The following is a 14291-nucleotide window of genomic DNA, read 5'->3' as shown; positions in this document are numbered from 1 at the left end:
CTGTGTCGGTTTTCGAGCATATCTTGGCGCCGTGCAGTTGGTCTCCCCCCCCCCCCCCCCCCCCCCCCCCCCCCCCCCCGCCAACAAGCAGCCCCGCAGCTGTTGACGTTGACGTTGACGTTGCCGTTGCCCGAAAAAAGCACCGCCGGGCGCAGCCCGGCAAACACACACACCCTCAGTCGTCGCGCAGTTCGCCGCCGGGCAGGAACGCCCAGGTGCGGGTCACCTGCAGGATGTCCACGTCGTCCTTGGTCTGCGGCAGCGCCGGGAACGGCTGTGCCAGCCGCACCACGCGCAGGGCGGCTTCGTCCAGCAGCGGGGTCCCGCTGGAGCGCAGGATGCGCGCGCTTTCCACGCTGCCATCGCGGCGCACCCCCACGGTGATCACCACCTGTCCGCCCAAGCGGCGCTGGCGCGCTTCATCCGGGTAGTTCAGGTTGCCCACGCGTTCGGCCCGGTCCACCCAGGCGCGCAGGTAATTGGCCCAGGCGTACTCGCGGGTGCTGGCCGAAACGAACTTGCGATTGGGCCGTTTGGCGTACTGCGCCGAGCGCAGATGCACCTCGGCGGCGAGCCGGGCCATCTCGGCATCGCGCTGCTCGCGCGCGTTCAAGGGCGCATCCGGGCGCGGCTGTTCCGGCATCGGTTGCTGCTGGGCCCGCACCACCTGCTCTTCGCCATTGCGGCTGCTCACCACCCGCGACTGCGGCGGCGGCGGGGCGGCGGCATCCTGGCGTTGTTGCGGTACCGGACTGCTGCCGGGCAGCGCCTGCGGCACCACGCCGGTCTGGCTCTCGCGCGGACGCATCGCCTTGTCGTGCTCGCCGCCGCCGACCTGGCTGGCGGCGGCCAGGAAATCGGCCTGCTGCGGCGTCAGCGCGGTCTGGGTCTGGGTGAAGATCACGTCCAGCGTCGGCACCAGCGGGGCGTCGCCGCGCACCGCGAATCCCACGCCCAGGATCAGCAGGGCATGCAGGGCGACGGACAGCGCCAGGGTCGCGCCCAGCCGCTGTGACTCGCGGCCGCCGGCACCGGGGGAAACCATCGCGCTCATCGCGGCAGGTCGGCCTCGATGGCATCGAACAGCTGGCCGGCGATGTTCAGGCCGTACTGCGCGTCCAGTTCACGCACGCAGGTCGGGCTGGTCACGTTGACCTCGGTGAGGTAATCGCCGATCACGTCCAGGCCGACGAAACGCATGCCACGCCGCTTCATCTCCGGGCCCACCTGGGCGGCGATCCAGCGGTCACGCTCGCTCAGCGGGCGGCCTTCGCCGCGTCCGCCGGCGGCCAGGTTGCCGCGGAACTCATCGCCCTGCGGGATCCGCGCCAGGCAGTAATCCACCGGCACGCCATCCACCAGCAGGATGCGCTTGTCGCCGGCGGTGATGTCCGGGATGAACTTCTGCGCCAGGGTCAGCTTGCGGTCGCCGTCGGTCAGCGTTTCCAGGATCACGTTGAGGTTCGGATCGCCGGTGCCGCTGCGGAAGATCGAGCGTCCGCCCATCCCGTCCAGCGGCTTCAGCACGGCCTGGCCGTGTTCCAGCACGAAGGCCTTCAGCGCCTTGGCGTCGCGGCTGACCAGGGTCGGTGGGCAGCACTGCGGGAACAGCAGGGCGGCCAGTTTTTCGTTGTAATCGCGCAGTCCCTGCGGGTTGTTGACCACCCGCGCGCCTGCGGTGGCGGCCACGTCGAGCACCTGGGTGTCATAGATGAACTCCGCGTCCACCGGCGGATCCTTGCGCATCAGCACGACCTGGCCCGGGCCGAACACGGTCTGGCTGAACTCACCCAGGGTGTACCAGTCGCGCGGGTCGTCGCGGACCTGCAGCGGGGCGGTGTGGGCGACGGCGCGGCCGTTGTCCAGGCTCAACCCGCCGGGCTTCACATAATGCAATGCGTGGCCTCGGCGCTGCGCTTCCAGCAGCATGGCGAAGGTCGTGTCCTTGGCGATCTTGATATGGGCGATGGGGTCCATCACCACGATGACGTTCAACGGCATGGCGGCACCTGTCAGGCAAGGTGCTGATGGTAGCGGCTCCGCCCGCGGCGTGCCCGCCTGTCTGCGCGCAACGGTGCGTGCGGCCCATGATCCCGGCCCTGGGCAACACGGCCGGACGGGCCTCACGCACGAAAGTCGCCGCCGAACTTGCTGGCGGTCACGCAAGTGCGATATAGATACGCCTTCGCAGCGGCGCCGACCGAAGTGCCGCGCATGGGGAACGGTAATGACTGAGAACATGACTGCGGGCGGGGAGCTCGCAGGACTCCGGGTGATGGTCATCGACGATTCGAAGACCATTCGAAGGACGGCGGAAACGCTGCTGAAACGCGAAGGCTGCGAGGTGGTGACCGCCACCGACGGCTTCGAGGCCTTGGCCAAGATCGCAGACCAGCAGCCGCAGATCATCTTCGTGGACATCATGATGCCGCGTCTTGACGGCTATCAGACCTGTGCGCTGATCAAGGGCAACCAGCTGTTCAAGTCGACGCCGGTGATCATGCTGTCGTCCAAGGATGGTCTGTTCGACAAGGCGCGCGGGCGCATCGTCGGCTCGGAGCAGTACCTGACCAAGCCTTTCACGCGCGAAGAACTGCTGGGTGCCATCCGCACATACGTCAACGCCTGACCAGGGGGGAAAGGCAAAATGGCTCGTATCGTCCTGATCGAGGATTCACCGACCGACCGTGCGGTGTTCAGCCAATGGCTGCGCAAGGCAGGGCATGAGGTCGAAGAGGCAGACAACGCCGAAGCCGGGCTGGAGCTGGTTCGCAGCCAGCTGCCGCAGCTGGTGCTGATGGACGTCGTGCTGCCGGGCATGAGTGGCTTCCAGGCCACCCGCGCACTGGCCCGCGACGCGGCCACCAAGCACATCCCGGTGATCATCGTCAGCACCAAGGCGATGGAAACCGACAAGGCCTGGGGCCTGCGCCAGGGGGCTGCCGATTACATCGTCAAGCCGCCGCGCGAGGAAGACCTGATCGCGCGGATCAACGAGCTGGTGTCCTGATGCGCTCTCCCTTCGACATCCTCGAAGCCTACGAGCGCCGCAGCCTGGCCCATGCGGTGCAGCTGCCGGAACGCCAGTTCGCCCAGGACCTGTGGCGTGGGGTGGGGTACCGCGTCGGCCATCGCCGGCTGGTCTCGGACTTCCGCGAAGTGGTGGAAATCGTGCCGATGCCCCCGGTGACGCCGGTGCCGTGCGCGCAGCCGTGGCTGCTCGGCGTGGGCAACCTGCGCGGCAACCTGTTCCCGGTGATCGACCTGAAGCTGTTCCTGGAAGGCGCGCGCACGGTGCAGCAGGAAGGCCAGCGCGTGCTGGTCATGCGCCAGGCGGGCGGCGACGTGGCCCTGACCATCGATGAACTTTACGGCCAGCGTAGTTTCGAGCTGGACCAGGAAGTCGCGGTGGGCGGACTGGCCGAGGGGCGCTACGCCCACTTCGTCGAACGCGCCTTCCATGCCGACGAACACGACTGGGGCGTCTTCTCGCTGTCGCTGCTGTCGCGCACTCCCGAATTCCGGCAAGCCGCGGCCTGAACCGCGGTTTCCGTTCCTGCATTGCATTGAACATCGAGGTTGAACGATGAGTACTGCTTCCGATTCCAGCAAGGCGGCCAAGGTGCGCCTGGGTGGCACCAACGCGTGGTTGATCCTGCTGTTGCTGGCGATGGCGCTGTTCGGCCTGAACACCGGCGTGGCCACCTGGCAGGGCAGCCGGCTTGCCGATGCCAGCACCAAGGCGGCCGACCTGCAGGTGCTGTCACAGCAGCTGGCCAACCAGGGACGAGAAGCAGTGGCCGGCAACGCGCCGGCCTTCACCGCGTTCAAGGCCACCCGCACGGCGATCGACGAAAACGTCGCCACCCTGCAGGGCCGCTACGGCACCGAACCCGGTGTATCCGCCCCGATCGGCAAGCTGGTCGCGACCTGGCAGCCGTTGGCCAAGAGCGCCGCCCAGCTGGTGTCCAGTGAGCCGGCGGTGCTGACCCTGGCCGGCAACGCCAACAACTTCACCGGTGCCGTGCCGGGCCTGCAGGCCCAGTTGAACGAAGTAGTGCGCGCGATGAGTGCTTCCGGTGCACCGTCGGCGCAGATCTACAGCGCGCTGCAGCAGGTCGTGGTCGCCGGCACGATGGCGCGCCGGGTCACTGAAATCCGTGCCGGTGGATCCGGTGCGGCCGGCGCCGGCGATGCACTGGCCCGCGACATCACCGTGTTCAGCCAGGTGCTCGACGGCCTGCGCAACGGTAACGAGGACATGGGCATCGCCGCGGTACGTGGCGCCGCCGCGCTGGCCGCGCTGGAGCAGTCCCAGCAACAGTGGGCGGCGATGAAGACCGACGCCGATGCGATCCTGGCCAGCTCGCGCCAGCTGTTCGCCGCGCAGGCCGCGGCCGCCAGCCTGACCGCCGGCTCGTCGGACATGCTGGCCGACAGCAAGGGCCTGTTCAACGCATTCTCTTCCTTCGGCTCGGCCAGCGATACGCGGCTGTTCCCGAACTTCTGGATCGGCGTGGTGTCCGGCGCGCTGTCGTTGATCGCGATCATCGGCTTCGTCAGCACCTCGGTGCGCGGACGTTCGCGCGAGCAGGAGCTGCGCTACCAGACGCAGGTGGAATTCAACAGCCGCAACCAGCAGGCCATCATGCGGCTGCTGGATGAAATCAGCTCGCTCGGCGAGGGCGACCTGACGGTGAAAGCGTCGGTGACCGAAGACATGACCGGCGCCATCGCGGACGCCATCAACTACGCCGTCGACGAGCTTCGCCACCTGGTGACCACCATCAACGACACCTCGGCCAAGGTCGCCGTGTCCACCCAGGAAACCCAGGCCACGGCGATGCAGCTGGCCGAAGCGGCAGGCCACCAGGCCAACCAGATCACCACCGCGTCGGACCGCATCGGCGAGATCGCGGCAAGCATCGAACAGGTGTCGCGCAACTCCTCCGAGTCCGCCGAAGTGGCGCAGCGCTCGGTGGTCATCGCCGCCGAAGGTGCCGGCGTGGTGCGCGAAACCATCCAGGGCATGGACCAGATCCGCGACCAGATCCAGGAGACGTCCAAGCGCATCAAGCGGCTGGGCGAGTCCTCGCAGGAAATCGGCTCGATCGTGGAACTGATCAACGACATTTCCGAGCAGACCAACATCCTGGCGTTGAATGCCGCGGTGCAGGCCGCTTCGGCAGGCGAAGCCGGCCGCGGTTTCGCCGTGGTGGCCGACGAAGTGCAGCGCCTGGCAGAACGCACCTCCGGTGCGACGCGACGCATCGAAGGCCTGGTGCAGGCCATCCAGGCCGATACCAACGAAGCGGTCACCTCGATGGAGCAGACCACCGCCGAGGTGGTGTCCGGTGCACGCCTGGCCGAAGACGCCGGCACTGCGCTGACCGAGATCGAGCGCGTGTCCAACGCCCTCAACAACCTCATCAAGAACATCTCCGTAGCCGCCCAGCAGCAGTCCTCGGCCGCATCGGACATCACCCATACCATGGGCGTGATCCGGCAGATCACCGGCCAGACCTCGCAGGGTGCGGGGCAGACCGCCGAATCGATCGGCCACCTGGCACAGCTGGCCGCCGACCTTCGCCGTTCGGTCGCCGACTTCAAGCTGCCGGCGTAAGCCGGCAGTACGGGGAAGCAAGGATTACCTGATGAAGCATCGTCACTATTTCCGCCACACTGCATGCCATGCCCCGCGCGGCATGCGTTCGCTGGCGACCGGAGTCCGCCCATGAGTACCCTGCGCGATGCAATGAGCCATGCCGCCCTGGGCTGGGTGAAGCCGGAGCTGGATGAGACCCTGCGCCAGGTGCGCAACGAGGTCGAGTACTTCGTCGAGGCGCCCGCCGACGCCAGCCGCATGCGCCTGTGCGCCGGCTACCTGCACCAGGTGCAGGGCACGCTGCGCATGGTGGAACTGTATGCGCCGGCGATGGTGGCCGAGGAGCTGGAACAGCTCGCCGTGGCGATCGGCAATGGAGAGGTCGCCGAGCGCGACGAATCCTGCGCGACCCTGATGCGCGGCAGCGTGCTGCTTCCCGATTACCTCGAACGCCTGCAGAACGGGCACCGCGACATTCCGATCGTGCTGTTGCCGCTGCTCAACGAAATCCGTGCCGCGCGTGGCGTGGCGGGCATCAATGAAAGCGTGCTGCTGGCCTTTGCGCCGGACAGCGTCGGCGCCACCGAAGCCGAACTCGACCACGCCCGTGGCAGCCTGAGCGGGCGCAACCGCGAACTGCTCGACACCGTCGGCAACGCGGTGAAGGAAGAGCTGCTGCGCATCAAGGACGCGCTGGACCTGCACCTGCGCACCGGCGGAGCGCCGCAGCAGCTGCAGCAGCAGGTCAACGAGCTTGCCGCGGTGGGCGATACGCTGGCCATGATGGGCCTGGACGTAGCGCGCAACGTGGTGGTGCAGCAGCGCGATGCGCTCAGCAGCGTGGTCGCGGGCGAGCAGCAGATCGACGAGAGCCTGCTGCTGGATGTCGCCGGTGCCCTGCTGTACGTGGACGCTTCGCTGGACGACCAGGTTGCCCACCTGGGCGCGACCGGCAGCGGCGAAGATGATCCTTCCGCCGCTGAAACCCGGCGCACGCTGGAAGTGCTGGCGCACGAAGCGATCGCCAACTTCACCGTGGCCCGTGAGCACTTCGTCGCCTTCATCGAAACCAACTGGAACCACGAACAGCTGCAGGACGTACCGCGCCTGCTGGGCGAAGTCGGCGGCGCGCTGCGCATGCTCGACCTGCCGGTGCCGGCCGACTACCTGAAGGGCGTGCAGCTGTACATCGACGCCGAATTGATCGGGCGCCAGCGCGTGCCCAGCGGACGCCAGCTGGATACGCTGGCTGATGCAATGGCCAGCCTGGAGTATTACCTGGAAGCGCTGCGCGATCGTCGCGCCGGGCGCGAAAGCATCCTGGACATCACCCGCAGCAGCCTGGAAGCCCTGCGCTACTGGCCGCTGCCGGTGGCCAACGCCGCCGCCGTCGAGCCGATGGCCGATGCGGCGCCGCAGCCGGTGCAGCGCGAACCCGTGCTGCCGCCGCCGCTCGCGGTGCCCGGGCTGGAAACGCTGGAGCTGCCCGCATTGGCGGCGGCCCCCGCGCAGGTGCCGCCGCCGCTGCCGGACTTCGTGTTCGACGCCGCGCCGACCGCACCCGCGTTGGACGTGCAGGGCCTTGCGCCTGCCACCGATGCAGCTGCCGACGCGCAAGCGCTCGACGGCGTGCCCTTGGAGCATGTACCGACCGAACCGGCCGCCCCGACGCTGGTGTTCGCCGCGACCACTGCGGTTCCGCCGCCGGTGCCGGCCTGGGAACTCGGCAGCTTCCACGCGGCAGCCGACGAGAACGACAGCCGCGCGCCGACCTTCACCGACTTCGATCCGGTGTTCGCTGAAGATGCCGCCGATGCCACCCGTTGGACGGTCGAACCGGTTACCCAGGTGGATCTGTCCGTCGCCGACGAGGGTCAGGGCACGCTCGCCGATCCTGCTTCACACGGTGACGTGCCCGGAATGCTCGTCAATGCCGACGACGGCCTGCTGCTGATCGATGGCGGCGACTTCGATCCGGTGCTTGCCGAGGTCGAGGCGGATGACAGTGCGCTCGAGCCGGTCAGCTTCCGCTTCGATGACGGCGACATCAGCCATGCCGACGATGTCCTGTCGTTGGAAGCGCTGGAAGCTTCGGTCATCGAGGCTCCGGCAGGATTCGATGTGATCACTGCTACCGAACCGGCAACGTTCGCATCGTCCGAGCCGCTGCAGGCGATTGAAGCTGACGCTCCGCCGGCCGATGCCGCGGTGGTCGACGATGCCGACGCACGGTTCCTCGCCGAACTCGCCGCCGCTGCGGCCGACTTCAACCCGCAGCCGGAGCCGCAGGCCCCGGTGCTGGCCCAGACGCCCGCTGCCGCCGTCGAAACGCTCGACGGAGGGTTCGACCAGCAGGCCGAGAACATCGACCAGGATATCCGCGAGGTGTTCCTGGAAGAGTTCGACGAAGAGTTGATCAACCTGGGCGGGCTGCTGCCGGCCTGGCGCGCGCAGCCGGACAACATGGACCGCCTGCGTCCGATCCGCCGCGTGTTCCACACCCTGAAGGGCAGTGGGCGCCTGGTGGGCGCGCGCACGCTGGGCGAGTTCGCCTGGAAGGTCGAAGGCATGCTCAACCGCGTGCTGGATGGCTCCCGCCCGGCAACGCCGGCGGTGGTGGCCGTGGTGGAACAGGCCTACCACGCCCTGCCCGAACTCAATGCGGCACTGCGCAGTGGGCAGCGGGTCAGCGCGGACCTGCAGGCGCTGCAGTCGATCGCCGACCGCGTTGGCGCCGGCGAAGAAACGTTCCACGTGCCGTTGCCCGCCCATCCGGTCGCCGCGACGGATTCCGCGGCGGACGAGCAGTCCGGAATCGATGCGCTGGAAGCAGCCTTCGCCGCCGATGTGGCGGCCGCCTCCCTCGAGGGCGCGCCAGCCAGCATCGACAGCGTGCTGCGCGAGATCCTGGAAGCCGAAGTGGAAGCGCACATGGCGACCCTGCATGGGTGGCTGTCGTCGTCGCGCATCGAACCGCAGCCGGTGACCGACCCGCTGCTGCGTGCCGTACATACCATGAACGGTGCCTTCGCCATGACCGATGTGCCGGAGATCACCTCCGTCACCGGCGCGGCTGAAAGCTACATCAAGCGATCGCTGGCGGCGTCCGAAGTGCCCGGCCATGAAGGCGTGCATGCGCTGGACGCCACTGCGCGCGCGATCGAAGCCACGATGCTGGCACTGCAGGCCGAATCACCCCGCATCCCGCTGCAGCAGGAACTTGCCGAACGCCTGCAGGCGCTTGCCGCGACCCTGCCGGAAGCGCGTTGGCCGGTGCTGGAAGACGTATCCGATGTGCCGGAAGAGGCGCAGCATGATGAAGCCGCTGATGCCATCGATGCCGAGGGCGACGTCGATGCGATCGAATTCACCGATCTGGTCCAGCAGGCCGAGGTGGAGCAGATCGCCGAGGCGATGGTCGACGACGGCGAACTGCAGGCCAGCGACATCATCCTGCTGCCTGAGGATGGACACACTGCGCCGGACGCGGAAGCATCGCGCGACGCGCAGATCGCAGCGTTCGCCGACGCGGACGTTACCGCGGTGGAATTGACCGGCGCCCACGATCTGTCCTCGTTCCTGGACCCGGCCCCGGCCTCGTCCGATGGGCGCGGATGGGACGCCGAACCGGTCTTCGTCGCAGAGGCCGAGGCGTCTGCCGGAAGCGCCGAAGACAGCGAGGCGGTCCAGGACCGTAATGTTGATGTACAGCTGACCGGCGCAGAGGATCTTTCGCTTTACCTGGACGATGCAGCGCATGCTGCACTGCCTGACAGCTACGTGCCGGGGGCGATCGAACCGCTGGCGCAGCAGGACCACCCGCTTGAACCCCGGTTCGAGCCGGGCGACGACGACGCACAGGATGCGCTGCCCGAAGAACTGCAGGGCAGCGCGGCGTTCGGCGATGCCGTGTCGCTGCAGGAGGCGCTGGAAGAAGGGTTGCACGTCATCGACGACGCGGCCGAGGATGACGCCGGCGAGGCGGTCTCCGTTGCCGGCCACGATGCCTTGATGGACGACGAAGAGGCCGTTGGCGAGTTCATCGAAGCCCAGGCGCCGTCCCTGTCGGCGCAGGCCGATCAACCGCAAGCTCAACCGCAACCGCGTGCCGCCGAAGTCGAAGGGGAAGCCGAAGTCGTGCGGCAGCCGTACTTCGAAATGGAGCCTGTCGCTGCATCGGCAGCGGATTCCGCCGTCGAGGCGGGCGTCGTGCCGGACGAACCGTCCGCTGTGGACGCTGGCAGCACCGAGGCGCTGCAGGATGTGCATGACGTTTCCGCGCAGGCGGCTGGCCACGCCGAGGACGTGGAAGCAGATGACGGTGTCCCGGTCGAAACCGCCGAAACCGTCGAGACCATCGAAACCATCGAAACAGAGGTTGAGGTGGCCGCCGATGCGCTGGACTTCAACGTGCTCGACCGCGAGCTGGTCGACATCTTCGTGGAGGAAGGCAAGGACCTGCTCGACCATTGCGATGGCCTGATCAGTGAGCTGCGCACCGCGCCGGAGGACCGTGAGCCGTTGGCCGGCCTGCAGCGCGACCTGCACACGCTGAAGGGCGGCGCACGCATGGCCGGCATCAACCCCATCGGCGATCTTGGCCATGGCATCGAGTCGTTGCTGGAAGCGGTGTTCGCCGGACGCACCAGCATCGAGCACAGCGACGTGCAGCTGCTGGAGCGTGGCTTCGACCGCCTGCACCAGATGCTCACCCTGACCGGCAACCATCGCCAGGTGGTGGCGGCTGACGACCTGGTGGCGGCCTTCGAGGCGCGTACCCAGGGCAGGCCGGTCACGCAGGCCGAGGCCGACGAACCGGCCGCCGCATCGGCCAGCGCCGCCGAGCTCATCGCCAGCCTGCCGTTGTCCGCACCGCTGCCGGTGGAAGGCGGCGGCGAGGAAGAAGGCGGCGCGCGTGCGCAGCAGGAACAGGTGCGCGTGCGTGCCGACCTGCTCGATCGCCTGGTCAACCACGCGGGTGAAGTGGCGATCTACCGTTCGCGGCTGGAACAGCAGCTGGGTGCCTTCCGCGGTGCCATGGGCGAACTGGACCGCACCAATGCGCGTCTTCGCGACCAGCTGCGCCGCCTCGACCTGGAAACCGAAGCGCAGATCGTCGCCCGTTACCAGCGCGAGCAGGAACAGGCCGACCACAGCTTCGATCCGCTGGAACTGGACCGCTTCTCCACGCTGCAGCAGCTCAGCCGCGCGCTGAACGAATCGGCAGCCGACCTTGGCGGCCTGCAGGGGGTGCTGGACGATCTGTCGCGCCAGTACGATTCGCTGCTGCAACAGCAGTCGCGGGTCAGCTCGGAACTGCAGGACGGGCTGATGCGCGCGCGCATGGTGCCGTTCGACGGGCTGGTGCCGCGCCTGCGTCGCGTGGTCCGCCAGGCCGGTACCGATACCGGCAAGCAGGTCCACCTGACGCTGGAAGGAACCCACGGCGAACTCGATCGCAACGTGCTGGATCGCATGGTCGCGCCGCTGGAACACATGCTGCGCAACTCCGTCGCCCACGGCCTGGAAACGGCCGAACAGCGACGCGCGGCGGGCAAGCCGGTGGAAGGCGAGATCTCGCTGCGCCTGCATCGCGAAGGGTCTGAAATCGTGCTCGACGTGGCCGACGATGGGGCCGGGCTGGACCGCGAAGCGATCCGTCGACGCGCGCTGGAACGCGGCCTGATCCAGGCCGATGCCACCCTGGCCGACAACGAACTGGACAACCTGATCTTCGCCTCCGGCTTCAGCACCGCCGACCAGCTCAGCCAGCTGGCCGGGCGCGGCGTGGGCATGGACGTGGTGCGCAACGAAGTGCGCCAGCTCGGCGGCAGCGTGGAAATCCACTCGGTACGCGGACAGGGCGCCCGTTTCACCCTGCGCCTGCCGCAGACGCTGGCCGTCACCCAGGCGGTGTTCGTGCAGATCGGCGAGACCACCTTCGCCGTCCCGGTGGGTTCGGTCAGTGGCATCGGCCGCATTTCGCGCGAGCGTTTCGAGGCCGGCGACAGCACCTACCGCTACAGCGGCGAGGAGTACACCCTGCATGACCTGGGCAGCCTGATCGGCCAGGCCCCGGCCCGTGCCGAAGGCCAGGCCCAGGTGCCGCTGCTGCTGGTGCGGGCGGGCGACCTGCGCGCCGCGGTGGCAATCGACCAGGTGCTCGGCAACCGCGAAATCGTGGTCAAGCCGGTCGGCCTGCAGATCGCCTCGGTGCCGGGCATCTACGGTGCCACCATCACCGGCGATGGCCGCGTGGTGGTGATCCTGGACGTGGCCCCGCTGGTGCGCCGCTTCGTCGCCAACCCGGAGCGTCCGCTGCCGGTGGCCGAACTGGAACAGCAGCGGCAGGTGCCGGTGGTGATGGTGGTGGACGATTCGCTGACCATGCGCAAAGTCACCGGCCGCATCCTGGAACGCCACAACTTCGAAGTCAGCGTGGCGCGCGATGGCGTGGAAGCGCTGGAGCGCCTGGAAGAGCGCGTACCCGACCTGATGCTGCTGGACATCGAGATGCCGCGCATGGACGGTTACGAGCTGGCCACCGCGATGCGCGCCGATCCTCGTTACCGCGACGTGCCGATCGTGATGATCACCTCGCGCAGCGGCGACAAGCATCGCCAGCGCGCTTTCGAAATCGGCGTGCAGCGTTACCTGGGCAAGCCATACCAGGAGCTGGACCTGATGCGCAACGTGTACGACCTGCTGGGGATCGCCCGTGTCCGAGAATGATGCAAGCCTGCCACCGGCCGTCGCGCTGCTGGCACGCCCGGGCGCGGCCCGCGACCGCCTGCGCGAGGCGCTGGTGCAGGCCGACGTGGCGCTGGTGCTGGAAGAAGATCCCGATGCGCTGGATCCTGCAACGCTGATCGCGCTCGCTCCGCAGGCCGTGGTGATCGCGCTGGAGCCTGCCGTGGAAGCCGCGCTGGAGCGGCTGGATGACGCGCTGTCTTCGCCGGCTTTCACCCTGGTGTTCGACGAGGCCGAACTGGCGGCGCGCCGCGAAGGCTGGGAAACCCAGCGTTGGGCACGCCACCTGGCGGCCAAGCTGCATGGCCATCGTGAAGTGCTGCCGCCCGGTGCGGAAGTCGAAGAGGACCTGCAGATCGAACCCGGGATGCCGGATACGCCCGCACAGCTGCACGTCGATGCGCCGCTGGATTTCCACCTCGACGAAGCGGCCGATGCCGCGGACCTGCTGGCCGGCGACAGCCTGTATGAAGCACCCGCGCAGTGGCAGGAGCCGCAGACGCTGGAGCAGATGCTGGCTGCAGACCTGCCGGAAGCCCACGCCGACCGCGACGCCCCTGCCACGCCTGCCGATGCAGGCGCGGTAGCGCCGCCGCCGATGGGTGACCACAGCCGCTGGGCGCTGCTCGATGAGGACGCCGCACCCGCTGTGGTGGCCCGCGAGACCGCAGCGCCGCCGGCGCTGCCTGTGTTCGACTCCGGACACCTGTCGCTGGTGGACATGGAAGACACCGCGCCCAGCACCGGTCCACGACGCGGCGCGCGCGGCGCGGTGGTGGTGCTGGCCGGCATCGGCGGCCCTGATGCGCTGCGACGCCTGCTGGCGGCGCTGCCGTCGGCGCTGGACGTGCCGCTGCTGGTGCGGATGCCGCTGGACGGCGCGCGCTACGGCAATCTGGTCAAGCAGATGGCACGGGTTTCCCCGCTGCCGGTGCTGCTCGCCGAAACCGGCGAAGATGTGCTGGAAGGCCATGTCTACATCCTGTCCGACGACACCGCCACGGCGCTGCGTGATGGCGGACTGCAGTTCGAAAGCCGACCGCAGGGGCTGGAACTGGCGCTGCTGCCGCCGGACGAAAGCGCGGTCATCCTGCTCAGCGGTGCCGACCTGATGCAGGTCGACCCGGCACTGACGCTGGCCGAGGCCGGTGCCTGGGTCGGCGGCCAGGTGGGCGAGGGCTGCTACGACCCGGCCGCCGCCACCGCCGTAGTGGCCGCTGGCATGTTCGCCGGCGAGCCGCAGGAGCTCGCGCAGGCCATCAGTGCCCGCTGGGCACGTCCGGAACAAGGGGAAGCGCAGTGAGCCATGCCAACAACGATGAGATCCGCGGGGTCCTGATCCAGTCCGGCCCCGAACGCGTGCTGCTGCCCAATGCCACGGTGGCCGAAATGATGGCCAAGGTGCAGGTGCACGCGAGCGCAGAAGGTCCTGACTGGCTGCTGGGCACGCTGGCCTGGCACGGCTGGGACGTGCCGCTGGTGTCCTTTGCGCGGCTGTCCGGGCTGGGTGAGGAAAGCATCGGCGGCAACAACAAGGTGGTGGTGCTCAAGGCCTTGGCCGGTAATGCCCATCGCCCGTATTTCGCGCTGCTGACGCAGAGCTTCCCGCAGCTGATTTCGGTGCCGCGCGATGGCCTGCTGGCCGATGCGTCCGAAGAAACCCTTCCCGACAGCGTGCACATGCGTGTGCTGCTGGGTGAGCAGAGCGCGCTGCTGCCGAACCTGGACGCGGTGGAAACCGCGCTGGATTCGCTGCACTGAACACTGCAGTGGGCGGGGACGGCCAGCCTGGCAGGTAGCGACCAACCCGGTGGGTGACGACCAATCCGGTGGGTGACGACCAATCCGGTGGGTGACGACCCGGTGGGGGGCCGCCCCAGCGCCGGGCGACGCGGGGCGCCCAACCGGCGGGACCCACCCGGGGGGGCAGGTGCAC

At 68.4% G+C, this 14291-nt stretch carries 9 protein-coding genes; 7 read left to right on the top strand and 2 right to left on the bottom strand.

The genetic code is table 11. From position 1 onward, the window contains the following. Window positions 1–175 precede the first annotated feature (175 nt). Together ABE522_RS16550 and gshB are read right to left on the bottom strand one after the other, a co-directional pair. Window positions 176–1054, bottom strand: coding sequence for an energy transducer TonB (locus ABE522_RS16550; RefSeq protein ID WP_346592639.1), 879 nt, complete (start codon window positions 1052–1054; stop codon window positions 176–178). Beyond that, window positions 1051–2001 (bottom strand): glutathione synthase, encoded by a 951-nt coding sequence (gene gshB, locus ABE522_RS16545; RefSeq protein WP_346592638.1) that lies wholly within the window; start codon window positions 1999–2001, stop codon window positions 1051–1053. Before gshB ends, ABE522_RS16550 begins: the two co-directional genes overlap by 4 nt. Before the next feature lie 226 nt (window positions 2002–2227). Between gshB and pilG the strand changes: the two genes are divergently transcribed. From pilG to ABE522_RS16510, 7 genes are all read left to right on the top strand, one after another. After that, the gene (gene pilG / locus ABE522_RS16540; protein ID WP_042614342.1) at window positions 2228–2629 is read left to right on the top strand and encodes a twitching motility response regulator PilG; all 402 of its coding nucleotides are present in this window, start codon (window positions 2228–2230) and stop codon (window positions 2627–2629) included. A gap of 18 nt (window positions 2630–2647) precedes the next feature. Further along, on the top strand, window positions 2648–3010 hold the full coding sequence (locus ABE522_RS16535; protein ID WP_057508185.1) for a response regulator: 363 nt from the start codon (window positions 2648–2650) through the stop codon (window positions 3008–3010). Then, the gene (locus ABE522_RS16530; protein ID WP_057508184.1) at window positions 3010–3540 is read left to right on the top strand and encodes a chemotaxis protein CheW; all 531 of its coding nucleotides are present in this window, start codon (window positions 3010–3012) and stop codon (window positions 3538–3540) included. Before ABE522_RS16535 ends, ABE522_RS16530 begins: the two co-directional genes overlap by 1 nt. A 46-nt stretch (window positions 3541–3586) precedes the next feature. Continuing rightward, window positions 3587–5623 (top strand): methyl-accepting chemotaxis protein, encoded by a 2037-nt coding sequence (locus tag ABE522_RS16525; RefSeq protein ID WP_346592637.1) that lies wholly within the window; start codon window positions 3587–3589, stop codon window positions 5621–5623. A 111-nt stretch (window positions 5624–5734) separates the two neighbouring features. Beyond that, complete coding sequence (locus ABE522_RS16520) at window positions 5735–12337, top strand: Hpt domain-containing protein (RefSeq protein WP_346592636.1); 6603 nt, start codon at window positions 5735–5737, stop codon at window positions 12335–12337. Then, a complete protein-coding gene (locus ABE522_RS16515) occupies window positions 12324–13658 on the top strand; it encodes a chemotaxis protein CheB (RefSeq protein ID WP_346592635.1) in 1335 nt (444 codons plus the stop codon). Before ABE522_RS16520 ends, ABE522_RS16515 begins: the two co-directional genes overlap by 14 nt. Then, the gene (locus ABE522_RS16510; protein ID WP_346592634.1) at window positions 13655–14116 is read left to right on the top strand and encodes a chemotaxis protein CheW; all 462 of its coding nucleotides are present in this window, start codon (window positions 13655–13657) and stop codon (window positions 14114–14116) included. The genes ABE522_RS16515 and ABE522_RS16510 overlap by 4 nt, the downstream gene beginning before the upstream one ends. The last annotated feature ends 175 nt before the right edge of the window (window positions 14117–14291 follow it).

Source organism: Stenotrophomonas lacuserhaii (assembly GCF_039674585.1).
GTDB lineage: Bacteria > Pseudomonadota > Gammaproteobacteria > Xanthomonadales > Xanthomonadaceae > Stenotrophomonas > Stenotrophomonas pennii_A.
The sequence above is the reverse complement of the archived record's forward strand: the minus strand, read 5'-3'. Positions and strand labels throughout refer to the sequence as shown.

Coding starts and splice junctions, on each gene's coding strand:
- ABE522_RS16550 (WP_346592639.1), bottom strand. CDS start 1,054: ATGAGCGCGATGGTTTCCCCCGGTGCCGGCGGCCGCGAGTCACAGCGG.
- pilG (WP_042614342.1), top strand. CDS start 2,228: ATGACTGAGAACATGACTGCGGGCGGGGAGCTCGCAGGACTCCGGGTG.
- ABE522_RS16530 (WP_057508184.1), top strand. CDS start 3,010: ATGCGCTCTCCCTTCGACATCCTCGAAGCCTACGAGCGCCGCAGCCTG.
- gshB (WP_346592638.1), bottom strand. CDS start 2,001: ATGCCGTTGAACGTCATCGTGGTGATGGACCCCATCGCCCATATCAAG.
- ABE522_RS16520 (WP_346592636.1), top strand. CDS start 5,735: ATGAGTACCCTGCGCGATGCAATGAGCCATGCCGCCCTGGGCTGGGTG.
- ABE522_RS16535 (WP_057508185.1), top strand. CDS start 2,648: ATGGCTCGTATCGTCCTGATCGAGGATTCACCGACCGACCGTGCGGTG.
- ABE522_RS16525 (WP_346592637.1), top strand. CDS start 3,587: ATGAGTACTGCTTCCGATTCCAGCAAGGCGGCCAAGGTGCGCCTGGGT.